The sequence below is a fragment of the Jezberella montanilacus genome, assembly GCF_003003055.1.
Lineage (GTDB): Bacteria > Pseudomonadota > Gammaproteobacteria > Burkholderiales > Burkholderiaceae_B > Zwartia > Zwartia montanilacus.
Genome location: NZ_PVTV01000012.1, coordinates 79,221 through 103,990, shown reverse-complemented (window position 1 = coordinate 103,990; position 24,770 = coordinate 79,221). Strand labels below are relative to the sequence as shown.

Genomic DNA, 24,770 nt, shown 5'->3' with positions numbered 1-24,770 from the left:
AAATAAAGGCTGGTTAACATGCCCCAGATAGAATCAAAGATTAATACCCGCTCGGCGGAGTTCATTGAGAACGCCAAGAATCTTCAGTCTCAGCTCGACGATCTCAAGCAGAAGCTCGATCAAACGGCCAAGGGCGGATCTGAGGAAGCTCGAGCGAAGCATATCGGGCGAGGCAAGTTGTTGCCGCGCGACCGTGTTCAGCAATTGATTGATCCTGGCTCACCGTTTCTTGAACTGTCACCCCTGGCAGCGCACGGCATGTATAACGGTGACGCGCCGGGAGCCGGCATCATCACGGGCATCGGTCAGGTTTCAGGCAATCAGTGCGTGATTGTGTGCAACGATGCGACAGTCAAGGGCGGGACGTACTACCCGTTAACAGTGAAGAAACACCTGCGCGCGCAAGAGATCGCCGAGCAAAATAATCTGCCCTGTATTTATCTGGTTGACTCGGGTGGTGCCAACTTGCCTCAGCAAGAAGAGGTTTTCCCCGACCGGGACCACTTCGGGCGTATTTTTTATAACCAGGCCAACATGTCGGCCAAGGGAATTGCGCAAATAGCAGTGGTGATGGGCTCGTGCACGGCGGGGGGGGCGTATGTGCCCGCCATGAGCGACGAATCCATTATTGTGCAAAATCAGGGCACCATTTTTTTGGGTGGACCCCCACTGGTTCGCGCAGCGACGGGCGAGGTCGTTACCGCAGAAGATTTGGGTGGTGGGGATGTTCACACCAGGCTCTCTGGTGTCGTGGATCATCTCGCCGCCAATGATCAGCATGCCCTCTTGTTGGCGCGCAACGCCATCGCCAGATTGAATCGCCAGAAACCCCAGCAACAGGTATTGCGCGAGGTTGTTCCACCAAAGTACGACCCACAAGAAATTAACGGGATTATCCCGTCGGATACGCGCAAGCCTTATGACGTTCGTGAAATCATTGCTCGTATTGTTGATGGTTCTGAGTTCGACGAATTCAAAGCACGATTTGGCACAACACTCGTTACAGGCTTCGCTCATATCCACGGCATGCCGGTCGGTATTGTCGCGAATAACGGCATTCTGTTTTCAGAGTCTGCACAGAAGGGCGCACACTTTATTGAGCTTTGCGCACAACGCAAAATCCCACTGGTGTTTCTGCAGAATATTACGGGCTTCATGGTCGGTCGCAAATACGAGAACGAAGGGATTGCGCGCCATGGCGCAAAAATGGTCACTGCGGTCGCGACGGCTGCCGTTCCCAAATTCACCGTCTTGATCGGCGGCTCGTTTGGTGCCGGTAATTACGGCATGTGTGGTCGGGCGTTTGGTCCAAGGTTACTGTTGATGTGGCCCAACGCGAGAATATCGGTGATGGGCGGTGAGCAGGCTGCGAGTGTCTTGGCCACCGTCAAACGCGATGGTATTGAGTCCAAGGGTGGAGCGTGGTCGCCCGAGGAGGAAGAGGCGTTTAAAGCCCCTGTGCGAGAGCAGTACGAACGCGAGGGCCATCCCTATCATGCGACTGCGAGGCTTTGGGATGACGGCGTGATTGTGCCGGCCGATACGCGCAGAGTACTGGGCTTGGGTTTGTCGGCGGCGTTGAACGCACCGATTGGTGAAACGCGCTTTGGCGTGTTCCGGATGTAATCGGTCTAGCAAGGACAAAAAATGTTTCATACCCTATTGATTGCAAACCGCGGTGAGATTGCGTGCCGTGTCGCAGCGACTGCCCGTCGTTTAGGTATCAAGACCGTTGCGGTGTATTCGGATGTTGACGCGAATGCCAAGCATGTGGCAAGTTGTGATGCTGCAGTTCGTGTTGGTGCTGCGCCAGCGAGAGAAAGCTACTTACTGAGCGATGCTATCCTCCGTGCCGCGCTTGAAACGGGCGCGCAGGCCGTGCATCCCGGTTATGGGTTTTTATCCGAGAACGAGGCGTTTGCAGAAGCGTGCGTTAAGGCAGGGATTGTCTTTGTTGGCCCACCGGCCTCAGCGATTGCTGCCATGGGTAGCAAATCGGCCGCTAAAACCTTGATGGACAAAGCAGGCGTTCCGTTGGTGCCGGGTTATCACGGCGAGCAGCAAGACCCGAATTTTTTGTTGCAACAAGCAGACTCCATTGGTTATCCGGTGCTCATTAAAGCCAGTTCAGGTGGCGGTGGTAAGGGAATGCGAGTGGTCACTAGCCGCGATGCCTTTCAGGATGCGCTTGGCTCGTGCAAGCGAGAAGCCCTGTCCAGCTTTGGTGATGACAAGGTTTTGATCGAGCGTTATCTGCAAAAACCGCGGCATATCGAAATTCAGGTCTTTGCAGATCAACACGGCAATTGCATTTATTTGTTCGAACGAGATTGCTCGGTTCAGCGCCGTCATCAAAAAGTCATTGAAGAAGCCCCCGCTCCAGGGATGACGGCAGCACGTCGTCAGGCGATGGGTGAAGCTGCTGTCGCGGCCGCCAAAGCCGTTAACTATGTTGGCGCTGGGACAGTCGAGTTTATTGTTGAACCCGATGGTCGTTTCTATTTCATGGAAATGAATACCCGTTTGCAGGTAGAGCACCCGGTTACCGAGATGATCACTGGACTGGACTTGGTCGAGTGGCAGTTACGGATTGCTGCCGGCCAGCCTCTGCCCCTGACGCAAGAGCAGCTGCAATTCAAAGGCCACTCAATTGAAGTTCGTATTTATGCAGAAAACCCCGATAATGGATTTCTGCCATCTGTTGGGACGCTTCAATACCTTGATTTCCCTGAGAGCACCGCGTTTCTAAATGGCCCTGTTCGCATAGACGGAGGAATTAGAGCCGGTGACGCGATCTCGACCTATTACGATCCCATGATTGCAAAGCTGATTGTCCATGGCGAGGATAGGGATCAAGCTCGAGCGCGCATGGTGCAGGCTCTCGAGCACACCCGCATTGTTGGCGTGCACACCAATGTCGCGTTTTTACGCCGATTGATGACGAATCAGGCCTTTGCCGAAGGGGACCTGGATACCGGGCTCATTGAGCAACACCGTGATACGTTATTGCCCGCCGCGGTTCGCGCGACTGACCAGGCCTTGGTCTTGGCAACGATTGCAGTGCTAACAGAGCAAGGAGCACAGTCACGTTTGTGGAGCGACCCGTGGCGTGATCAGAGCACTTGGCGTTTGGCGGGTTTAGCTGCTCGCCAGGTCATGCTGGTCGATGGCGAGAGTGTCCGAACTATTCTGGTGACCGGTGACGGGCACACTCGTACTTTTGAGTTAGAAGGCCGAAAACTGTTGGTCAGCTGGACTACTCAATCTGATCCTCAAGCTTTGGCGATGCAGGTTTGTCTCTCCATCCTGGGTCAACAGCATCAGGCAACCGTGCTTCGGGACGGTACAGCGATTCAGGTGTTTGAGCCATCCAGGCAAACAAGTTTGATCTTGACGGATCCTCTGGCACAAGCAGAGCAGGGCACGCACACGAATGCGGGCGGAATGACTGCCCCAATGCCAGGTAAGGTTATTGCTGTTTACGTTAAGTCTGGCGCGTCGGTTAAACGGGGTGATGCCCTCTTGGTCATGGAGGCGATGAAGATGGAGCACACGATTTCTGCGGCGACAGATGGAGTGGTCGGAGAGGTGTATTTCGCGGTGGGTGATCAGGTTGCTGAGGGAGTTGAGTTGCTGAGCGTGCAGTCCGAGCAAAATTTCAATGTGGCATCTTAACCACGCGTAAAATATATTTGCGTTAGACGTTGTCGCAAGTTAGTTTTGAGCGTAAAGTGAAATCACAACAGCGGGAGTCCAATCCGGCTCCCGGTTTTTAAATAGGCGACCTTATGTTTGACATTCTGGTGTACCTGTTCGAAAACTATTACACCCCAGAAGCTTGTCCATCAGCGGATGTACTGGCTAAGCGGTTAGCCGCAGCGGGGTTTGAGCATGAAGACATCGACGATGCCCTGGGCTGGTTGATGGGATTGGCCGAGACCACTGAACAGTGTGTCGAATTGGCACAATCACCCGGAAGCGGTACCCGGGTCTATGCCGACAGTGAGCACAGCCATCTTGGCTCTGACTCAATAGGATTCATCACCTTTCTTGAAGCGACCGAGGCTTTATCGCCTGCGTTGAGAGAAATAGTGATTGATCGTGCCATGGCAACGGCCGAAGCACCTGTCTCGCTCGAGAAAATCAAGATCATCGCGCTGATGGTTCTCTGGAGCCAAGAAGCAGAAGTCGATCATTTGATCCTTGAAGAGCTGCTGCGCGACGACGAAGACCGACTGCTGCACTAGATGCTGCACTGATTGGTTTGTCGTACGTCGGACGTTTTGCTCCCAGCCCCAGCGGGCCCTTGCATGAAGGGTCTGCAGTGGCTGCGGTGGCTAGCTTCCTTGATGCTCATGCGAGCCAGGGCAGGTGGATTGTTCGCTTTGAAGATCTCGATTCTCCCCGCAATGTAGCCGGCGCTGACCGAACAATACTTAAGCAACTCAAGGCTTTAGGCATGAATTGGGACGGTGACGTCTGGTACCAGTCGACCAGACTCCCCCACTATCAGGCTGCCTTTGATCGTTTGCTTGCCCAACAATGCGTCTATCCCTGCGGTTGCACCCGGCGCGAGATTGCCGATTCGGTCTTGCGGCAACAGGGCCAGTTTCCGGACGGTGAGCGGCCCTATCCGGGCACCTGCCGCCAGGGCCTACCTGCGGGCCGACAAGCGCTCTCGTGGCGCTTTAGGGTGCCTGAGGGAGTCGTTGCGTTTACAGACAGACGTTTGGGTTCCCTGCAACAGGATGTCGCCCAGGCTGTGGGCGATTTTGTGCTGAAACGGGCGGATGGGATCTGGGCCTATCAGCTAGCAGTGGTCGTTGACGATGCGGCGCAGGGTGTCACCGATATTGTCCGGGGTGAGGATTTACTGAGTAGTACGGCCAGGCAGCGACTGCTGAATCAGTTTTTAGGCTACCCGCAACCGACAGTCTGGCATGTACCGGTTGTCACAGATGAATTGGGGTTGAAGCTCTCAAAACAGAACGGAGCGCCCGCGCTCGACTTGACCAATCCGCTTGAAACCTTACAAAAAACGTGGAAACTCTTAGGATTCGAGCGCATTCCTGCCAGCGACCTCACCCTTTTTTGGCGGGAAGCCATTCGGATTTGGGATCAGGCAGCACAACGTGCTAACTTGCACGCCTGTTGATAACGCACTTATGATGCGCTTGCGGTGTCTTGACCTATTGTGGTTAAGCGTGCCTTAATGCGTGCCGTGCTCATCGGTGTATCTGGATAGACATGACTAAAACATTGATCATTGCCGAAAAACCCTCAGTAGCCCTTGATATTTCAAGAGCGCTTGGCGGCTTTACGCGTGAAGGCGACTACTTCGAGAGCGAGCAATACGTGCTTTCGTCCAGCGTTGGCCACCTTTTGAGCTTGATTGCGCCCAATGACCCAGTCAAAGGTAAATGGAGCTTCGCTCATTTACCCGTGATCCCACCGCAGTTCGAATTGAATCCTTCGGATAAAAAGACCACCGAGCGTCTCAAGATGCTGGTGCGGTTAATTAAACGCAAAGATGTCAGCGCTTTGATCAACGCCTGTGATGCCGGGCGTGAAGGTGAGTTGATTTTCAGATACATCCAACAGTACTCTGGCCAGAATAAGCCAGTGCAGCGGCTGTGGCTGCAGTCGATGACTCAAGATGCGATTCGTAAAGCGTTTACTGAGCTACGCACCGACGAATCTCTCAAACCATTAGAAGCCGCCGCACGATCACGAGCTGAGGCCGACTGGCTGGTCGGTATTAATGGCACTCGGGCCATGACCGCATTCAATAGTAAGGATGGGGGTTTTTTCAAGACCCCGGTTGGTCGTGTGCAAACGCCCACTCTGGCCATCGTTGCCAGACGCGAAGAGCAAATTCGGCATTTCGTTTCGCGCGATTACTGGGAAGTTCGTGCAAGCTTTGTTGCGGCAGCTGGTTTCTATGAGGGGCGCTGGTTCTATCCCAAGTTTGCAAAGACCGATCCTGACGATAAAGAGCAGGTCGAATCCCGGCTCTGGACAGAAACTGCTGCGAAAACAATCGTTGTGGCTTGCCGTGGCCAAAATGGCGTGGTGACAGAAGAAGCCAAACCGACGAGCCGCGGGGCCGATGCCTTGTTTGACTTGACGTCGTTACAGCGGGCCGCCAATGGCCGTTTTGGCTTCTCGGCAAAAACGACCCTGGCGCTGGCTCAGTCGTTATACGAGCGGCATAAAGCACTCACGTATCCCAGAACAGACTCTAAACATCTGCCCGAGGATTACATCCCGACAGTGATTGAGACGGTTGGTGCCTTGTCTCAAGGGGAGGGCGTAGCACGTGCCCTAGCCCCCCATGCTTCCAAAATTACCAAAAATGGTTGGATCAAACCGAACAAACGAATCTTTGATAACACCAAGGTATCGGATCACTTTGCCATTATCCCAACCTTGCAAATCCCTAAAGAATTGAGCGAGGCCGAGGCCAAACTTTACGATCTTGTGGTCAAGCGTTTTCTGGCGGTGTTTTTCCCCCCAGCGCAATATAGCGAAACCATGCGGATCACAGTCGTATCCGGTCATCATTTTCAAACCAAAGGCAAAGTGTTGACTGCCCCTGGTTGGCTTGAGGTCTATGGCAAAGAGGCGCAAGAAGAAGATGCCAATCTGGTTGCGGTAGCCGACAAAGAAAACGTTCGTACCGAAGAAATCGCTGTTGTCGCCTTGGTGACTAAACCACCAGCTCGGTATAACGAAGGCACCTTGTTGTCAGCCATGGAAAAAGCTGGCAAGGATATTGAGGATGACGAACTCAGAGAAGCAATGTCTGAGCGAGGCCTGGGCACGCCGGCGACGCGTGCATCGATTATCGAGGGGTTGATCAATGAGGTCTACCTGCGACGTGAAGGCCGTGATTTGGTGCCCACCGCCAAAACACGCCAGCTGATGACTTTGCTGAAAGGCCTGGATGTGCAAGAGCTTACCTCTCCCGAATTAACAGGTGAGTGGGAGCACAAGCTCAAGCAAATGGAGCAAGGACAATTGGCGCGCGAGGTGTTCATGCGCGAGATCGCCCAGATGACGCAGGTCATTGTTAAGCGCGCGAAAGAGTATGACCGCGATACAGTGCCTGGCGATTACATTACCCTGACCACCCCTTGCCCGAAGTGCGGCGCGGTCGTGAAAGAAAACTATCGCCGGTATGCTTGCACGCAATGCGATTTCTCGATCAGCAAGCACCCAGGAGGCAGAACCTTCGAACCGGCTGAAGTCGAAACCTTGCTGCACGACAAGCAGATTGGCCCGATGCAAGGTTTCATTAGCAAGATGGGGCGCCCGTTCGCTGCGATCCTTACGCTGGATGGTGAGTGCAAGTTAGCGTTCGATTTCGGTCAAAATGATGATGACAACGCCGAGCCAGTTGATTTTTCAGGACATCAGGCGCTCGGGACTTGTCCCAAATGCAGTGCCCGCGTGTTTGAGCACGGCATGAGCTATTTGTGTGAGAAAGCGGTTGGTCCGGCTCGGACATGCGACTTCAAGTCGGGTAAGGTTATTTTGCAGCAAGAAGTCAGCGCAGAGCAGATGAGCAAGCTGCTTGAAACGGGTAAAACGGATTTGCTCGAGGGCTTTGTCTCAAGCCGAACGAATCGTAAGTTCAAGGCGTATTTGTCGCGGGGAGCTGACGGCAAGGTGAGCTTCGAGTTTGAGGCTCGACCCGATAGACCAGCGCGTAAAACGGCGGGTGGTGCGGCGGCCAAAAAGCTAGCTGCTAAAACCGCAACGAAAACCGCAACCAAGACTGCAACCAAGACTGCAACCAAGACTGCAACCAAAACGGCAGTGAAGAAGGCAACGCCTAAGAAGGCGGCAGCAAAAAAGGCTCCCGCGAAAAAAGCGGTAAAAAAAGCAGCAAAGAAGGTAGCTATAACAGTTGAGACCGCCGGCAGTGATGACTAAAAAAGGCTAAAACGTGAGCGTACACCCAGACGTAAGACGTATGACCGTGCCGCAACTGCTGGCATGCAAAGGTCATCGTAAAGTCGTGGCCCTGACGGCGCATAACGTATCCACGGCCAGGATTCTCGATGACTACGTCGACTTTATTCTGATTGGAGACTCGACGGCGATGGTTGCTTATGGGTTACCGAATACGTTGTCGATCACACTAGAGCAGATCGCTCAACATACGGCGGCTGTCGTGAGAGGTACGCAAAGAGCCTGCGTTATCGCTGACATGCCGTTTGGTAGTTATCAAGAGTCACCCGCCCAAGCATTTAGAAGCGCCGCCTACCTGCTTGAGCATGGCGCTGATGCGATCAAGCTTGAAGGCGGTTCTGTGATGGCAACAACCGTCGAGTATCTCGTTTCTCGCGGAATACCTGTGTTGGCGCATATCGGTTTGATGCCACAATACGTGAATACGATGGGTGGCTATCTTGCTCAGGGTCGCACAGAAGAATCTGCCAAGCGGGTGATGGACGATGCTAAGGCACTCGAAGCCGCAGGGGCCTTCGGCATCGTGCTAGAAGGTTTAGCCGAGGCGGTGGCAGCCAACATCAGTTCGGCTGTATCGGCTTTGACCATCGGTATCGGTGCGTCAGTTTCTTGTGATGGTCAAATTTTAGTCACCGAAGACATGCTCGGTTTGAGCGGTTCGCGAGTACCGAAATTCGTGAAGCGTTATGCCAATCTTGAAAATGAAATGCGTCAGGCTGTTGAACGCTACGCCGATGAGGTACGATCGTCTAAGTTTCCTGAATTGCAACATTGTTTTGCAGTCAAAAAAGACTAAATCGACTTCCCCTTCAAAGCTGAACGATGCACTTGATTCATGAGCAAAACTGAAAAGCCCTGGCACGTTGTCCGTCAATCTAAAGTGCATGGCAGTGGGGTGTTTGCCGCCCGCAAGATCCCGGCAGGCACCCGAATCATCGAGTATCTCGGGGCTACCATCAGTGCAAAAGAAGCAGATCGCAGGCATCCCACTAATCCTGATGATCCGTTTCATACTTTCTTTTTTGCTTTGAGTTCTGGCAAGGTTATCGACGGCAACGAAAATGGTAACGACGCGCGGTGGATCAACCACGCTTGCAGCCCCAATTGTGAGAGCAGTGAGGGCAAGGGCGGTAAACGGGTCTATATCGAAGCAAAAAAAGATATCGCTCGTGGCGAAGAACTGAATTATGACTATGGCCTAGTCATCGACGAAAAGTTAACTAAGACGCTCAAGGGGCAATACGCCTGTCGTTGTGGCGCGCCAGATTGTCGAGGGACGATGCTTGCACTACCCAAGAAGAAAGTCAGTAAAAAGGTCGACTAGTTAGTTCGCAAGCCCTATCGCGTGCCGCAAACCGTACCAGCCGTATACCAAGGCAGTACAAGCCCCCACAGTTAACAAGGTACGCAACTGAAGCATCCAGGTGGTTACCACGAGCGGCATACGCTTGTGCAACATCAAGTCCAACAGCCACTGAAGGCCAAGACCCGCCATCAGCATGATCAATCCGACATCTGGCGTAACCACCATCGCGAACCAGCCGATCAGAGCAGGGAATACGCTCCAGAGAAACATCGCGTTTCGTCTCGTTCCTGATTCGGTATGGGCAGCGATTCCCCACCAGATTGCGCCGACAAAACTCAGAATCACAGCACCGTAGCCCAACAAAGCGAGCAAAGCGGTGATTGGGTCAAGCCCGATATCGTGATTCGACGCAACGGCAAAAAACCAAAAGGGGATGAGACCCATCAAACCGGGGAGGAGTGCAGCCAGCGGGATGCCACGGAGATTGGTTACAGTTTTAAATGGCATCGTAGTTTGTTCACAAAAATATCAGTAACATGAGCGGATGAAGAATGAGCTGAGACATCTTGCACTTGAGGCGCTTACGCAGAGCGACTGGCATGGCAAGGCGCATATTTTGTCGCAAATCGACAGGACCAGTCCAATTGATTTTAGGGCAAGTTTAGTCGCGGCTGAGGGTATCCCGGGACGACCCGTGCTGAGTTTAGTGGCGCCGAGCCAATTGCCACAGAGAAGTGTCAGTACCCATGAGGGCAGAGCAGGCTTGATCCACTCGCTTGCTCATATTGAATTCAATGCAATTAACCTGGCTTTAGATGTGTTGTGGCGATTTGCTGATATGCCCGAGGCGTTTTATCGTGACTGGCTAACGGTCGCGCAAGAAGAGTCTCTGCACTTTAGTCTGCTCCATGATCATCTCAAGCGGCTGGGCTATGCCTACGGGGACTTCGCTTGTCACGATGGCTTATGGGAAATGGCTGAACGTACGCAAGGGGATGTTTTAGCCAGACTCGCGCTCGTGCCGCGAACCCTGGAGGCAAGAGGCTTAGACGCGTCACCGCTTGTCCGCCACAAGCTAGCCAGTGGGGGAGACAAAGCTGCGGCTGAGATTGTTGATCTCATTTTGCGAGATGAAATCGGTCACGTGGCGATCGGCAACAAATGGTATCGCTACGTGTGCGATCAGCGTGGATTGGATCCCATCACCACCTATCGTGATTTATCGAGAACTTATCGCGCACCGACGTTGAAAGGCCCCTTCAATCTCGAAGCACGACGTGCTGCGGGGTTTGAAGAGGCCGAGTTGACGGCTCTGGGGACGTAAGTTTTTACGTGCGTAGGCCGCCCTGAGGTTGTTTGGCTAATTGACACTCAGGTGACGGTTAACTGCGCTTAAAACCGCGTTAAACGAGGCTGTCACGATATCTCGATCGATCCCGACACCAAAACCGGTGTTGCCGTCATCAATGCGCGCTTCAACATAACACGCTGCGCGTGTATCGGTACCCGTACCAATTGCATGCTCATGATAATCAACAATCCGAACTGGCACGCCCAGACAATCCACAAAGGCTGATATTGCACCATCACCACTGCCGTTCAAGGTACGGCGCTCACCATCAACCTCAAACTCTGCTTCGATCGTAAAGCTCTGACCCGCAGCAGCTGTTGGGTTACCAGTGATACTGTGTTTGATCAGGCGCCAAGGTTTGTTCAAGGTCAGATATTCTGACTTGAATACCGAGTGAACATCATCTGCAGTGACCTCGCGTCCGGTTTCATCTGTCACCCGCTGAATGGCTCGGCTGAATTCGATTTGTAACCGACGAGGTAACACCAGACCATGCTCTTGCTCTAGCAAATAGGACACGCCGCCTTTACCTGACTGGCTGTTGACCCGAATCACGGCATCGTAGCTGCGACCCAGATCAGCGGGATCGATAGGCAAGTAGGGGACTTCCCAGACGCCGTTTGGATTTTGAACCGCAAAGCCTTTTTTAATCGCGTCCTGATGTGAGCCAGAGAAGGCGGTAAACACTAAATCGCCCACGTAAGGATGCCGTGGGTGGACGGGCAGCTGGTTGCAATACTCAACACAGCGTCTTACTTCATCGATATCCGAAAAATCCAGACCGGGGTGGATGCCTTGTGTATAGAGGTTCAACGCCAGGGTCACCAGATCGACGTTGCCCGTGCGTTCGCCACTGCCGAATAAGCAACCTTCGACGCGATCTGCGCCTGCCATCAAACCGAGCTCTGCAGCGGCAACTGCTGTACCACGGTCATTGTGCGGATGCAGGCTGACAATAATACTGTCGCGGCACTTCAGGTTTTTGTGCATGTATTCGATTTGATCGGCATACATGTTGGGCGTCGTCGCCTCGATCGTCGCCGGTAAGTTGTAGACGATTTTTTTCTCAGGCGTCGGCTGCCACACTTCAGTGACCGCGTTGCAGACTTCGAGCGCAAAGTCGGGTTCGGTCGTGCTGAATACTTCGGGACTGTATTCGTAGAGCCAGTCGGTCTGTGGGTATTTGGCCATCTCGGCCATCACACTGCGGGTGCCATCAATGGCGACTTGTTTGACTTCGTCGCGGTTCATGTTGAACACGATCCGACGAAAGCCTGGCGCACAAGCGTTATACAAATGGATCATGGCTCGTTTCGCACCGGCTGCGGACTCGACCGTGCGAGCGATCAACTCGGGCCGCGCTTGCGTCAACGCAATGATGGTGACGTCGTCAGGGATCAGCTTGTCATCGACTAACTTGCGCACGAAATCAAAATCAGTTTGCGAGGCAGAGGGAAATCCAACTTCGATTTCTTTAAAACCGATTTTGATGAGCATGTCGAAGAAGCGCAATTTACGCTCGACACTCATGGGTTCAATGAGCGACTGATTGCCATCGCGCAGATCGGTACTCATCCAGACAGGCGGCTGGGTAATACGCTTGGTTGGCCAGGTTCTCTCGACAAAATCGTGTTCGAAGGGCTTGAATGGAACGTATTTACTTGCTGGGTTGGAAAGCATAATGACCTCGAATCATGACAAATATCCCTTAAAGATTGAATTCAAGAGAGTTTTTTTACTTTTTAGCATGTTGACCTGACTGGATTGCGCCAGGTTTTGAATCAGTGGGTGGCGGATGGCTGCCGGACTGCCACGGGGCGCTAGGCCCGGCAACCGATCGCTAGTAGTAGCGGTAGCGCAAAGGTAGATTGCTCGCCAGACATGGCGGGCGAACACGCGCGCTCAACACTCAGGTTGACACGGGTTGTCTTTGGGGAGAAGTTACGACGGCTAGCCGTAAAAATTACTTTCATACCGTAAGTCGAACATAAATTGACGAGAAATGCAAACGCGAGCTAAACCAGTCAGCGGGAACGCGGTGCCTGAGCAGGGGTTTCTGTGGGCACGGTACTAGCCGCCGCATTGGCTGCTAGTGCTGCATCAATGACTGCCTTTTGTTCGCGCGCAAGTGCCAGTTTTCTGGCGCGACCAGACCGAAGCTGTCTTAAAGCCATCCGCATATTGCCGTAGTTAATAGGCACTTCTTTGTCTTTCCAGACCCACCGCAGTACATCAAGTGCTTCAGGGGAAAGTTGCTCGGATAACTCCTGGATGATCTCCAGGGGCACTAAAGCATTGCGCCCGGTCGCCATGCTTTGAATGAGGTAACTTCTAATCCCGCCCAGAATAAATAAGGTGATGATGAGTAGCAACCCCGCCCAGATATACCAGTTGATGCGATTCAGAAAGTCAAGCACCTGCGGGCCGAGAATGCTTAGCCAGCTGAAGCTCTCATATCGCAAACCATCCGTTCTTTTGAGAACGCTGATGCAGACCGAGTACCAAGCGACAGCAACGATGCCAACCACTAAGACCCGAATCAAGACGGGCAACCACGCTAGTCTAAGGCAGATATTTTGCAATAAACGCGAGTCTTGACGGCGATTTTTGGCACTGAGTGGGATGATCATGCACAATATTATATATATGAGCCGACAACTACTCGAACTGAGAACGGGCCAGCAACTGACGTTGACCCCAGCTTTGCAACAATCTTTGCGGATTTTGCAGTTATCTACTCTTGATCTCGAGGCTGAAGTGGCACGTGCGCTGGCAGAAAATCCGCTCTTAGAGTCCCAAGCGCAGGACGTTGAGTCTGATGAAAAACCTAGTTCTGGTGAGACAGGACTCGCCCTAAACCGATACGAAACATCGACTGCGCAGACTGATAATGGTCAGAGCAGTGAAGTGAACGCAGCTGCAACAGAGCCACTGAACACCGATCCGGATTACGGTTCGGGTACCTTGTCGGTCGACTTCAAGTCGGCACGAGACTCGAGCGATGATGATCAGGATGTTCGGCCAGAAACGGCAGTTCAAGGGAGTTTGCGGGATTATTTGCTGGATCAGTTGAACACCACTCGTTTTTCTACAAGAGATGCAGCGCTGGTCGAGATATTGATTGAAGAATTAAATGATGATGGTTTGCTCGCGTCGTCCGTCGAAGAGATCGTCACGTGGATGGATCCTTCTCTGGGCCTCACGGTTGATGATTTTGTTGTTGCGCTGAATCTGTTGCACTCGTTTGACCCGCCAGGCATCGGTGCTCGCGATCTTTCTGAATGCCTCGATTTACAGCTTCAATACGCAGACCTGGATCAATTGCCTGAGGCCAGAGATCAGAAGACACTCGCTTTGGCTCGAGAGCTTTGCCGCACAGGCTTACCGACGCTCGCGACTGGCAACATGATCAAATTGCGCGAAATGTTGGGTTGCGATACTGCGCAACTAAAGAGGGCTCACGCGCTGATCTTAAAGCTAAATCCAAGACCCGCCTCTAATTGGACGCGTCCCGCTGCGGAGTTCGCAGTACCTGACGTGATTGTTCGCAAGACCGATGAGGGTTGGCGGGTGTTTCTTAACGACGCAGTGATGCCCAAACTGCGCATCAACGAAATGTATGCCAAGGCGCTAGGTACTGCGCGGTCGGGTTCGAATGCAGACCTGCACGGGAAGTTGCAAGAAGCCAGATGGTTGATCCGCAACGTTGTTCAACGCTTTGACACGATTCGGCGAGTCGCAGAGATCATCGTCAGTTATCAACAAGCATTTTTCTTCAAAGGTTGGCAAGCAATCAGGCCGTTGACACTTAAAGACATCGCAGGTGAACTCGGCATGCACGAGTCGACGATCTCAAGAGCCACGACGCAAAAATATATTCTCACGCCTTTTGGCACTGTTGAGCTTAAACGTTTTTTTAGCACTGGGTTGGCATCAACCGATGGGGGCGAAGCAACGTCGGCTACGTCGATTCAAACTCGAATCAAGGCATTGATCGCCTCTGAAGATAGGCACAAGCCCTTATCGGATAGTCAGTTGGTGACGCTACTTGATAAAGACGGCATAACTGTTGCTCGGCGCACGGTGGCTAAGTATCGTGAGTTATTGCGTATTCCCACTGCACCACTGAGAAGGTCTCAAGCGCAGGCTAACTAAGGGTTGTTAACCGCCCGCTGTCCGGTTCGAAGTTCCTGCAATGTCCGGGCAATTGGCAGTTTGGCCCCAACCACGGTTTGGCTCGCAGAACTTGCGTTGCGCTTGTTCTACACACCGGGGGCGGTCAAGAAATCTGAGCTTATTGCACTGATCGAGATCGTTTTTGAGAGCTTGCTGCCAACTAAGCATCGGGCTGTTGGGTTTGGCTGGCTTAAGGGGTTCTGCCGGCCTTGCGGGTATTGCGGGTATAGCAGGCATCGCAGGCGTTTGCGGAATGCTGGCGACGACCATAGGGGATTGACCGGACGCTCGAGGAGCGTCGATCGTGACAATATCCGAAGGGCCTTGCGATAGTTGGCTACCCCCAGTAGAGAGTTCTCGACTCGGCATATCGGCCTCTGCTTTGGGGATATCGATGCGGATCATCTCATCAGGGTCACGCACGATACCGTCAACGCTCATCGCCAGAACAGACCATTCGACTGGCGGAATTTCCTTTGGTACACCCAGGGTGCCGTCAATTCGTGGCTGCGGGGGTTGCGCCAGTGTCAGCTTGCTTTTATCGTCTAGCGCAGCTTGGTTTTTTGCGTCGTTGCCAGCTGAGATAGTCGCGGGTGCTTTATTGACAAGCCACTCACCAAGCCTGATACCGCCTTGCCAGCAACCAATGCCGACAATCACAAGAAAACCGATCAACACGCGCCATGACATGGTCTTTCGTCTCAGTTAATGCGCAGCGGATGGGGCTGCACCGTGTTCTCGCATGGCATGAAAGCGAATCGACGGATAGCGCTCTTCTGCAACACGAAGTTGCGCGCCTGAGGTCACCAAGAACGCAGGCGCTTCGACAACATCATAGGCGATATGGGAGGCATTAGCGTCGATAAATTTGCGTAGTTCTTTCGGGTCTTCGGCGGTGATCCATCTTGCCATACTGTAACGAGAGGCCATCATGCGAGCTTCGCAACCATACTCTGCCGCGAGACGATGCGCGACGACCTCAAACTGCAATTGACCCACAGCACCAAGCAGTAATGCGCCACCTGCAGCAATTGGACGAAATACCTGGATTGCCCCTTCTTCGCCTAACTGAGCCAAACCCGTGCGCAACTGCTTAATGCGCAAGGGATCTTTGACTTCTACAGCTTGAAAAAGCTCGGGGGCGAAAAATGGTAAGCCGGTGAAGTGCAAGGATTCGCCTTCGGTTAACACATCGCCCAGGTGCAAAATGCCATGATTGGGGATGCCGATCACATCGCCGGCGTAGGCCTCATCGACCAACTCACGACGTTGTGACAAAAATGACACGACATTATTAGGACGAATCTCTTTACCGTTGCGCGAGACTTTTAAACGCATACCGCGATTAAATTTGCCAGAACTCACGCGGACAAACGCAACACGATCTCGGTGAGCCGGATCCATGTTCGCCTGCACTTTGAAAACGACACCTGTGAATTTGGGTTCTTCAGGATTGACCTGTCTCTCCATGGCTGTTCGCGCCCCGGGCGGTGGCGCTTGTTCTACCAAGGCATCCAATACCTCTTGAACGCCAAAGTTGTTGATGGCAGAGCCGAAGAACACCGGTGTTTGCCGACCAGCCAGAAACTCAGCCCTGTCAAAAACGGGCGAAGCAGCCTGAATGAGTTCGATATCGTTTTTTGCGCTCGTAAAAGCGTCGCCGAATCGTTTAGCGATCTCTGGATTATCCAGACCGTCGATGACGTCGTCTTTGCTGTCGTCACGACGCTCCTGGCCCGGGCGAAACAGACGCATTTTGTCGCGGGCGATATCAAATACCCCCTCAAAAGCCTTACCCATACCGACAGGCCATGACATGGGGACTGCATCCATACCGATGTGCTCTTCGATCTCGGCTAGAAGATCGAGAGGTTCTTTGACCTCGCGATCCATCTTGTTGATGAAGGTGATGATGGGCGTGTTTCGTGCACGACAGACCTGCAGCAAGCGGATCGTTTGCGGCTCAACACCGTTGGCAGCGTCAATTACCATCAAAGCGGCATCAACCGCCGTCAGCACGCGATAAGTATCCTCGGAGAAGTCCTGGTGGCCGGGCGTATCAAGCAAGTTGATGACACAGTCGCGGTATTCCATTTGCATAACGGAGGAGGCAACTGAAATACCCCGCTGCTTTTCGATTTCCATCCAGTCAGAGGATGCGTGTCTTGACGCTTTTCGCGCCTTCACACTACCGGCAATTTGAATCGCCCCCGCGAAAAGCAAAAGCTTTTCGGTGAGGGTTGTCTTGCCCGCATCGGGGTGCGAGATGATGGCGAATGTGCGACGCCGTGCGACTTCAGTTTGGATACTCATGGCGCGAGAATTTAGTCGGGTTATTTACTCAAAGGGGAGGGGCGGCGAGCTCGGTTCGCTTGCCCAGCCGCACCGGTTGAGGCGCCAGCGCCGGGACGGCCAGTGCTTGGACCAGAGCGGGCGCGTGGTGGACCAGAGCGTCCGGGGGCAAAGGCTGGGCGATTGCCGTTCGCTGAGGCGTTGCCTTGCGGTCTTGGGCGCCGGGGCGCTTCACGCCGGCCAGCGGCTCTTTCGTCATCGTCAGCACCGTGCGCTGACGGGGGCGAGGCGGTCCAACCGGTTGGAGCTGGCAAAACAGTGATTTTGCGTTTAATTAAACGCTCGATATCACGTAGATATTTAAGTTCATCGTTATCAATTAATGACAAGGCCGAGCCATTTGCCCCCGCGCGTGCAGTGCGACCAATGCGGTGAACGTAGTCTTCAGGCACGTTGGGCAACTCAAAGTTGACGACCTGTGGAAGTTGATCGATATCAATGCCGCGCGCTGCAATATCCGTTGCGACCAATACGGATACTTTTCCTGTTTTGAAATCATCCAGCGCACGAGTGCGAGCCGCCTGGCTCTTATTGCCATGAATCGCGGCAGATTTTAGTCCGTCTTTGACGAGCTTTTCGGCAAGGCGGTTTGCGCCATGCTTGGTGCGAGTAAAGACCAGAACTTGATGCCAACCGCTTTCACGGATGATATGGCTGAGCACATCGCGCTTGTGTGCTTGTGGCACCATGTGCGCACTTTGATCGATACGCTCGACTGTTGTGTTGCGGGCAGCGACCGATACTTCAATCGCGTCACGTAAAACGCCTTTCGATAACTCGCGGATTTCGTCAGAGAACGTTGCCGAGAACAACAGATTTTGTCGTTGACGGGGCAATAACGCCAGGATTTTGCGAATGTCGCGAATAAAGCCCATATCCAGCATTCGGTCTGCCTCATCCAGCACCAGGATTTCGACGCCAGACAAATCAACCGTTCGTTGACCGCAATGATCGAGCAAACGACCAGGGGTCGCGACAAGGATATCCAGCGGTTTGCGTAGCGCATTGATTTGAGGATTGATATTGACGCCACCAAACATCACCATAGATGAAATATTGGTGTGCACACCATAGGTTTTGACGGACTCTTCAACTTGAGCAGTTAGCTCGCGAGTTGGTGTCAGAATCAGGCAGCGTGGCCGGCCAGGTTTGCGTAATTCGGCAGGCTTGGATAGCAGCAGATGAAGAATTGGCAACGTGAACCCAGCTGTTTTGCCAGTACCGGTTTGTGCAGCGGCTAACAGATCACGGCCTTCTAAGACTCGGGGGATCGCTTGCGCTTGAATAGGGGTGGGCGTGGTGTAGCCGACATCGGCAATGGCACGCATAAGGGAATCGGCTAACCCGAGGTCAGCAAAAGTAGTAGAGGTAGACAAGAAAAGTGCTCCATCGTCATACCGGCTCGCGGGGTCGCCGCAGGCTCCAATCGGGGTAGACGAACAGGGAGTAAAACGCCGTTGAGGCGGGCGCCCACAGAAGCGGGGCTTAGCGAGACACGAGGACTGGAACGTTGTGTCGTGCAGGCATTATACGCTAGCGACGCTAACCCGACGGATTTTTCTAGTTGCTGTTACTGCTGCGTTTGAGTCTGCTCAATCAAGGGCATCAAGAAATCCCGACTGATCCCACTACCGATTCGGTTAATGCGATCAAGAAACTCAGTTAAATAGGGATGAAGCCCTTTTTGCAGAATTTCTTCAATGACGGAGTCTTGCAGTTCTGACAACAAACCGAAGGCGGCCAGCTGTGTACCGCCGGATTGCCGATTCCGAACGCGTACCAGGGTCTCGCAGACCTCTTGCACACTTGCTGCCAAAGACCGCGGCATGCTGGGGTTAAGGATCAGCAATTGAGCGATACGCTCAGGTGTGATGACGTCCTTGTAGTGGCTGCGATAGTTTTCAAAGGCAGATACAGACCGGAGAATAGCGGTCCAATAATAGAAATCATCGACTGCGTTGGGGTCTTCGTGACGGTATTTAGTGGCAGCTAAAAATTTGACGTCAAGCAAACGCGCGGTGTTGTCGGCTCGTTCAAGAAATGTACCGAGCTGACTAAAGTCATACACCTCATTGCGCATCATGGTGCCGTTGTGCACCCCGCGCGTCAGGTGCGAGCGAAACTTCACCCAATCAAAGAAATGTGCAGGTGCGCGCGTAAGCGCCTCGTCGCTGATCATTCTTTGCGCTTCGAGCCAGGTGGTGTTGATAGTCTCCCAGAGCTCGGTCGTGATCGAGCCGCGCACGGCCCGAGCGTTTTCGCGAGCGGCTTGCAAGCAGCGCATAATCGACGAAGGATTATCCATGTCGCTCACCATGAAGGCGATGACGGGAGCAGGTAAATATTTCGACTGCTCTGCGTTGTATTGCGCGCTTAGCTCAGAGATCTCAAGCATGGCTCGCCAGGCGTGCTCGGTTGCCTCTTCAGATTGGGGCAGCAGTGACATTTGATAATTGACGTCCAGCATCCGCGCGGTGTTTTCAGCGCGCTCGGTGTAGCGGGACATCCAGTAAACGTGGTCGGCGGTTCTTGATAGCATGATGTTTAGCCTTATTCCTCAAGAATCCAGGTGTCTTTGGTGCCGCCGCCTTGCGATGAGTTCACCACAAGAGAGCCTTCTTTCAGTGCGACGCGTGTCAGTCCACCGGGAACCATGCGCACGTGATTGCCAGACAGCACGAAGGGTCGCAGATCAACATGTCGAGGAGCGATGCCCGACTCAACAAACGTCGGACAGGTCGACAGCGCAAGCGTTGGTTGAGCGATATAGTTGCTTGGATTTGCTTTCACTCTCAGTTTGAAGTCTTCGATCTCGGCTTGCGTTGAGGCGGGTCCGACCAGCATGCCATAGCCACCAGCGCCGTGAACTTCTTTGACGACCAACTGCGCCATGTTTTTGAGTACATGATCGAGCTCTGAAGCTTTGCGGCAAAGGTAAGTGGGTACGTTTGCGATGAGTGGCTCTTCGCTTAAATAAAATTTGATCATGTCGGGTACGTAGGGATAGATGGACTTATCGTCCGCCACCCCAGTACCGATTGCATTGCAAATTGCAACATTGCCTGCCCGATACGCGCGCAATAAGCCTGAAGCACCAAGCGTGGAATCTGCCTTGAAGGACTCAGGGTCAAGAAAGTCATCATCAACGCGGCGGTAGATGACATCAACCCTGCGTGACCCTTGTGTCGTGCGCATGTAAAGGACGTCGTCGTCGACGAAGAGGTCTTTGCCTTCAACTAGCTCGACGCCCATTTGCTGGGCGAGAAACGCATGTTCAAAATAGGCCGAGTTATACATCCCCGGCGTCAACACGACCACGTTGGGCATGCTGGTGTGCGCAGGCGTCGCATTGCGCAGCGCCTCAAGCAGCAAATCCGGATAGTGTGCGACTGGCGCGACACGGTGCTGGGAAAAAAGCTCAGGAAACAACCGCATCATCATTTTGCGATTTTCAAGCATGTACGACACGCCAGACGGCACGCGCAGGTTATCTTCGAGCACAAAGAACTGCCCTGACGAATCACCATAGTTTGCGCGCACGAGGTCAATGCCAGCGATGTGAGCGTAGATATCTAAGGGGACTTGAACGCCCTTCATTTCGGGTCGAAACTGAGCGTTGTTGAGGACTTGCTCTGCCGGTACGATCCCTGCTTTAAGGATATTTTGGTCGTGATAGACGTCGTGCAAAAACATATTCAACGCGCGAACGCGTTGTATCAAGCCTTTTTCAAGTAACGCCCATTCACTGGCCGGAAACACTCGTGGCACGATATCGAAGGGGATGGTCCGCTCGGTCCCGTCATTGTCCCCATAGACCGCGAAGGTAATGCCAACCCGGCGAAAGATAAGCTCGGCTTCCTCGCGGCGGGCGTTCAAGACGTGATCGGGTTGTTGCGCCAGCCAGGCAGCGAAGGCTTTGTAATGCGCCCGTGGATTGGCGTGCGTGACGTCGCCAACCTGATCGGTCAGTCTGACTTCGTTCATCATTTCGTCAAAAGCGGCTACTCGTTGTTGCATGCAGATACCTTTAAGAAAAACGACACAAGCTCGCTTTTCAAAAATATATCTCAATTCGACAATATCTTCGAGGACTAATGAAGTTAGTATAAGAATTTGGATTGAAGTTAACCTTTTATGCACCTAAAAAGTGCAGTATTGAGATCATGGCCATCCACGTCGCACTTCATCACGTTACAACCTATCAATACGATCGGCTGGTGAATTTGGGGCCGCAGGTCGTTCGCCTGCGCCCCGCTCCGCATTGCCGAACCAAGATACTGTCGTACTCAATGCGCGTCGAGCCAGCAGAGCATTTCATTAACTGGCAGCAAGATCCCTTCTCGAATTATCAAGCGCGGTTGATGTTTCCGAGCCGAACGCGTGAATTCAAGATTACGGTTGATCTGGTCGCCGAGATGTCTGTTTACAACCCTTTCGATTTCTTTCTCGAAGAAGATGCCGAGCAGTTTCCGTTTACCTACGATCCGGCGCTCGCCGATGATTTAGCCCCTTATCTGCGTGTCGAGAAGCCGGGCCCTTTGCTGGCCAAGTTTCTCGCAAAGGTTCATTACGACAAACTACGAACGATCGATTTCATTGTTGATCTCAATACTCGTCTGCGCGATCAGGTCGATTACACGGTTCGTATGGAGCCTGGCGTGCAGGAGCCTGAAGAGACGCTTGAGCTTGCTTCGGGATCCTGCCGGGATTCGGCGTGGTTATTAGTCCAGATATTTAGGCATTTTGGCCTCGCGGCACGTTTTGTTTCGGGTTACCTGATCCAGCTTAAGGCTGACGTTGAGGCGGTTGATGGCCCGAGCGGCGCTCAGTCTGATTTCACTGATCTGCACGCTTGGTGCGAGGTTTATTTGCCAGGCGCGGGATGGGTCGGTTTGGACCCCACTTCAGGGTTGCTTGCGGGTGAAGGCCATATCCCCATTGCGTGTACACCAGAACCGTCTTCTGCCGCGCCCGTTTCGGGCGGGCTTGATGAATGCGAGGTGGAGTTCGATCATCTGATGTCGGTTCAACGGGTACACGAGTCTGCTCGGGTGACCAAGCCTTACGAGGATAAAGACTGGCAGGGCATTGTCGACCTGGGTCAGAAAGTTGATCACTCCCTGGCAGGCATGGACGTGCGCTTGACCATGGGGGGCGAGCCTACCTTTGTGTCCGCGCTCGACCGCGATGGTGCTGAATGGAATATCGATGCATTGGGTCCCACCAAACGAGGCTTGGGAACTGAGTTACTGAAAAAGCTGCAGGCACGTTATGCAGTAGGCGGTTTTTTGCATTTTGGTCAAGGTAAATGGTATCCGGGTGAGCAGTTGCCTCGCTGGTCTTTATCTGCATACTGGCGCAAGGATGGTAAGCCTTGCTGGACTGATCCGACGTTGTTTGCTGACGAAAGAGATCCACATCACTACACCAAAGCCGACGCCGAAAGCTTTATCCGTTTGTTGACAGACAAGCTGGGTGTGTCGAGCGCTTTCATCAAGCCCGGGTTTGAAGATGTTTTTTACTACCTCTGGCGTGAAAGAAAGCTGGCTGTCAACGTTGATCCCTTCGAGTCAAAACTTGATGATGAAATGGAGAGAGCTCGGCTGCGTCGAGTGTTTGAACAGAAGCTTGATTCGCCCGTAGGTTATGCGTTGCCCCTGAGAGTTTTATCTGAGGAGGAAGCGACTGGCAGTAACAAGTGGCGATCTGGCCCTTGGTTTTTTCGCGATGATCGCATGTACCTCATTCCCGGCGATTCGGCGATGGGTTACCGCTTGCCCCTTGACTCCTTGCCCTGGGCCAGTGCAGCTGATCAGCTGCGCTCCTACGATCAGGATCCCTACGCACCGCGCACTGCCTTGCCTGCGCTGACTGAACTTAAGCGGCAATATTCCGATCGGGATGGTGCTGCACTGGGTGTTAATTCGGTAGCCGCGAAAATAAAGGCTGAAAGCCTGACGACGACCAAGGCTGATTCTGTCGATGAAGGGCGGACGCCGCTTGCACCTGCCAAGAACGAGTCTGTGCCCGGGCTGATCAGAACGGCTTTGGTCGTTGAGGTTCGCAACCCTAAGCGGGCGAATGGCCCGACAATCGAATTCGCTGGCAGCGCGAGTTCGGTTCTTTACGTGTTTATGCCGCCACTGACCTCACTAGAGGACTATCTCGCGCTGCTCAACGCAGTAGAAGAGACGGCTGCGACGCTGAAATTCAAGATTGTCATAGAAGGCTATCCACCTCCGCGGGATCCGCGACTGACGGTCTTGCAGGTCACGCCTGATCCGGGCGTGATTGAGGTCAATATTCATCCAGCAAATAGCTGGGATGAATTGGTTGCCAATACTGAGTTTCTGTATGAGGCCGCGCATCAGACCAAGCTGAGCACCGAAAAATTTATGAACGATGGGCGTCACACCGGCACAGGTGGGGGCAACCATTTTGTAATGGGTGGCGCGACAACAGCGGATAGCCCTTTTTTGAGGCGCCCGGATGTTCTGGGCAGCTTGCTTGCTTTTTGGCACAACCACCCCTCGATGTCTTATTTGTTCTCGGGTTTGTTCATCGGACCGACAAGCCAGTCGCCGCGGGTCGATGAAGCGCGCAATGATCAAGTCTTTGAACTTGAAATTGCATTAAACGAAATTGAACGTCAGTTAGAGACCAATGGGCATTGTCCACCCTGGATGGTTGATCGCGCGTTGCGTAATATTTTGACTGATGTGACCGGCAACACGCATCGTGCCGAGTTCAGTATTGATAAGCTGTATTCACCAGATGGCCCGACAGGTCGTCTCGGCTTGCTTGAGTTGCGCGGGTTCGAAATGCCGCCCCATGCGAGGATGAGTCTGGTTCAGCAGTTGTTAATCCGTGCCTTGGTGGCCTGGTTCTGGAAAACCCCTTATCAGCCTGCGTCAAAAACCAGGTTGACCCGGTGGGGGACTCAACTGCATGACCGATTTTTATTGCCGACTTTTGTCATGATGGATTTTGAAGATGTACTGACTGAGTTGGGTCGTGCAGGTTTCAAGTTTGATCGGTCATGGTTTGAGCCGCACATGGAGTTCCGCTTTCCCGCAATTGGCCATGTCGACATCAGAGGGATGCGTTTATCGTTGCGCACAGCACTCGAACCTTGGCATGTGATGGGTGAGGAAGGTTCTGCGGGCGGTACAGTCCGTTATGTCGATTCGTCGCTTGAGCGGATCGAGCTCAAGGTATCGGGCTACACAGACAATCGCTACGCCATCTCGGTCAACGGCGTTGTGCCGAGCTTACAGCCGACGGGGATAGAAGGTGAATATGTGATCGGCGTTCGCTACAAGGCCTGGGCGCCACCGTCGGCCTTGCATCCGTCTATTGGCGCTCATGCCCCCCTGTCATTCGACTTGGTCGATAACTGGCTATCTCGCTCGTTGGGTGGGTGCCGCTACCATGTCACTCATCCTGGCGGTCGCAATTACGACACCCTACCTATCAACGCCTTCGAAGCTGAAAGCCGTCGACTGGCGAGATTTTTTCCACAACAACATACACCAGGTGCTGTGCAACTGACCCATCAAGCCACGGGAATTGAATTTCCATTTACACTTGACCTCAGACGAAACTAAT

18 protein-coding genes are annotated in these 24,770 nt (G+C 53.2%); 10 read left to right on the top strand and 8 right to left on the bottom strand.

All coding sequences use genetic code 11. The features are described 5' to 3' along the window. Positions 1-18 precede the first annotated feature (18 nt). From BCM14_RS06300 to BCM14_RS06270, 7 genes are all read left to right on the top strand, one after another. Positions 19-1,626, top strand: coding sequence for a carboxyl transferase domain-containing protein (locus BCM14_RS06300; RefSeq protein WP_106227165.1), 1,608 nt, complete (start codon positions 19-21; stop codon positions 1,624-1,626). A gap of 21 nt (positions 1,627-1,647) precedes the next feature. Beyond that, a complete protein-coding gene (locus tag BCM14_RS06295; protein WP_106227164.1) occupies positions 1,648-3,675 on the top strand; it encodes an acetyl/propionyl/methylcrotonyl-CoA carboxylase subunit alpha in 2,028 nt (675 codons plus the stop codon). Positions 3,676-3,788: 113 nt separating this feature from the next. Further along, positions 3,789-4,247: a Smg family protein gene (locus BCM14_RS06290; RefSeq protein ID WP_106227163.1), complete on the top strand. Its 459-nt coding sequence runs from the start codon at positions 3,789-3,791 to the stop codon at positions 4,245-4,247. 17 nt (positions 4,248-4,264) lie between these two features. Further along, on the top strand, positions 4,265-5,155 hold the full coding sequence (gene gluQRS / locus BCM14_RS06285) for a tRNA glutamyl-Q(34) synthetase GluQRS (RefSeq protein ID WP_106227162.1): 891 nt from the start codon (positions 4,265-4,267) through the stop codon (positions 5,153-5,155). 92 nt (positions 5,156-5,247) lie between these two features. After that, complete coding sequence (locus BCM14_RS06280; RefSeq protein ID WP_106227161.1) at positions 5,248-7,938, top strand: DNA topoisomerase III; 2,691 nt, start codon at positions 5,248-5,250, stop codon at positions 7,936-7,938. Between the two features lie 13 nt (positions 7,939-7,951). Beyond that, the gene (gene panB / locus BCM14_RS06275; protein WP_106227160.1) at positions 7,952-8,773 is read left to right on the top strand and encodes a 3-methyl-2-oxobutanoate hydroxymethyltransferase; all 822 of its coding nucleotides are present in this window, start codon (positions 7,952-7,954) and stop codon (positions 8,771-8,773) included. A 39-nt stretch (positions 8,774-8,812) separates the two neighbouring features. After that, a complete protein-coding gene (locus tag BCM14_RS06270; RefSeq protein ID WP_106227159.1) occupies positions 8,813-9,301 on the top strand; it encodes an SET domain-containing protein in 489 nt (162 codons plus the stop codon). Here BCM14_RS06270 and BCM14_RS06265 read toward each other — a convergent pair whose 3' ends face one another. Further along, complete coding sequence (locus BCM14_RS06265) at positions 9,302-9,790, bottom strand: DUF3429 domain-containing protein (protein WP_106227158.1); 489 nt, start codon at positions 9,788-9,790, stop codon at positions 9,302-9,304. It abuts the gene before it with no gap. 37 nt (positions 9,791-9,827) lie between these two features. On the opposite strand from BCM14_RS06265, the gene BCM14_RS06260 reads away from it, so the two are divergent. Further along, positions 9,828-10,607, top strand: coding sequence for a ferritin-like domain-containing protein (locus BCM14_RS06260; RefSeq protein WP_106227157.1), 780 nt, complete (start codon positions 9,828-9,830; stop codon positions 10,605-10,607). Positions 10,608-10,643: 36 nt separating this feature from the next. Here BCM14_RS06260 and leuA read toward each other — a convergent pair whose 3' ends face one another. Together leuA and BCM14_RS06250 are read right to left on the bottom strand one after the other, a co-directional pair. Next, positions 10,644-12,317, bottom strand: coding sequence for a 2-isopropylmalate synthase (gene leuA, locus BCM14_RS06255; RefSeq protein WP_106227156.1), 1,674 nt, complete (start codon positions 12,315-12,317; stop codon positions 10,644-10,646). A gap of 341 nt (positions 12,318-12,658) precedes the next feature. Next, a complete protein-coding gene (locus tag BCM14_RS06250) occupies positions 12,659-13,264 on the bottom strand; it encodes a hypothetical protein (RefSeq protein WP_106227155.1) in 606 nt (201 codons plus the stop codon). A gap of 16 nt (positions 13,265-13,280) precedes the next feature. Between BCM14_RS06250 and rpoN the strand changes: the two genes are divergently transcribed. Further along, positions 13,281-14,789 carry an RNA polymerase factor sigma-54 gene (gene rpoN / locus BCM14_RS06245; protein WP_445972072.1) on the top strand — a complete coding sequence of 503 codons (1,509 nt, stop codon included), beginning with the start codon at positions 13,281-13,283 and terminating at the stop codon, positions 14,787-14,789. Positions 14,790-14,795: 6 nt separating this feature from the next. Here rpoN and BCM14_RS15270 read toward each other — a convergent pair whose 3' ends face one another. The 5 genes from BCM14_RS15270 to BCM14_RS06225 all read right to left on the bottom strand — a co-directional run bounded on the left by BCM14_RS15270 (position 14,796) and on the right by BCM14_RS06225 (position 21,146). Continuing rightward, positions 14,796-15,500 carry a hypothetical protein gene (locus BCM14_RS15270; RefSeq protein WP_259673458.1) on the bottom strand — a complete coding sequence of 235 codons (705 nt, stop codon included), beginning with the start codon at positions 15,498-15,500 and terminating at the stop codon, positions 14,796-14,798. A gap of 15 nt (positions 15,501-15,515) precedes the next feature. Then, positions 15,516-17,123: a peptide chain release factor 3 gene (locus tag BCM14_RS06240; RefSeq protein WP_106227153.1), complete on the bottom strand. Its 1,608-nt coding sequence runs from the start codon at positions 17,121-17,123 to the stop codon at positions 15,516-15,518. Positions 17,124-17,143: 20 nt separating this feature from the next. After that, positions 17,144-18,490 carry a DEAD/DEAH box helicase gene (locus BCM14_RS06235; protein WP_259673495.1) on the bottom strand — a complete coding sequence of 449 codons (1,347 nt, stop codon included), beginning with the start codon at positions 18,488-18,490 and terminating at the stop codon, positions 17,144-17,146. Between the two features lie 242 nt (positions 18,491-18,732). Continuing rightward, entirely contained in the window at positions 18,733-19,701 is a 969-nt protein-coding gene (locus BCM14_RS06230) for an alpha-E domain-containing protein (protein WP_106227151.1), read from the bottom strand. An 11-nt stretch (positions 19,702-19,712) separates the two neighbouring features. Continuing rightward, positions 19,713-21,146: a circularly permuted type 2 ATP-grasp protein gene (locus BCM14_RS06225; protein WP_106227403.1), complete on the bottom strand. Its 1,434-nt coding sequence runs from the start codon at positions 21,144-21,146 to the stop codon at positions 19,713-19,715. Positions 21,147-21,325: 179 nt separating this feature from the next. Here BCM14_RS06225 and BCM14_RS06220 point away from each other — a divergent pair, with 179 nt between their 5' ends. After that, positions 21,326-24,769 (top strand): transglutaminase family protein, encoded by a 3,444-nt coding sequence (locus tag BCM14_RS06220; RefSeq protein WP_106227150.1) that lies wholly within the window; start codon positions 21,326-21,328, stop codon positions 24,767-24,769. The last annotated feature ends 1 nt before the right edge of the window (position 24,770 follow it).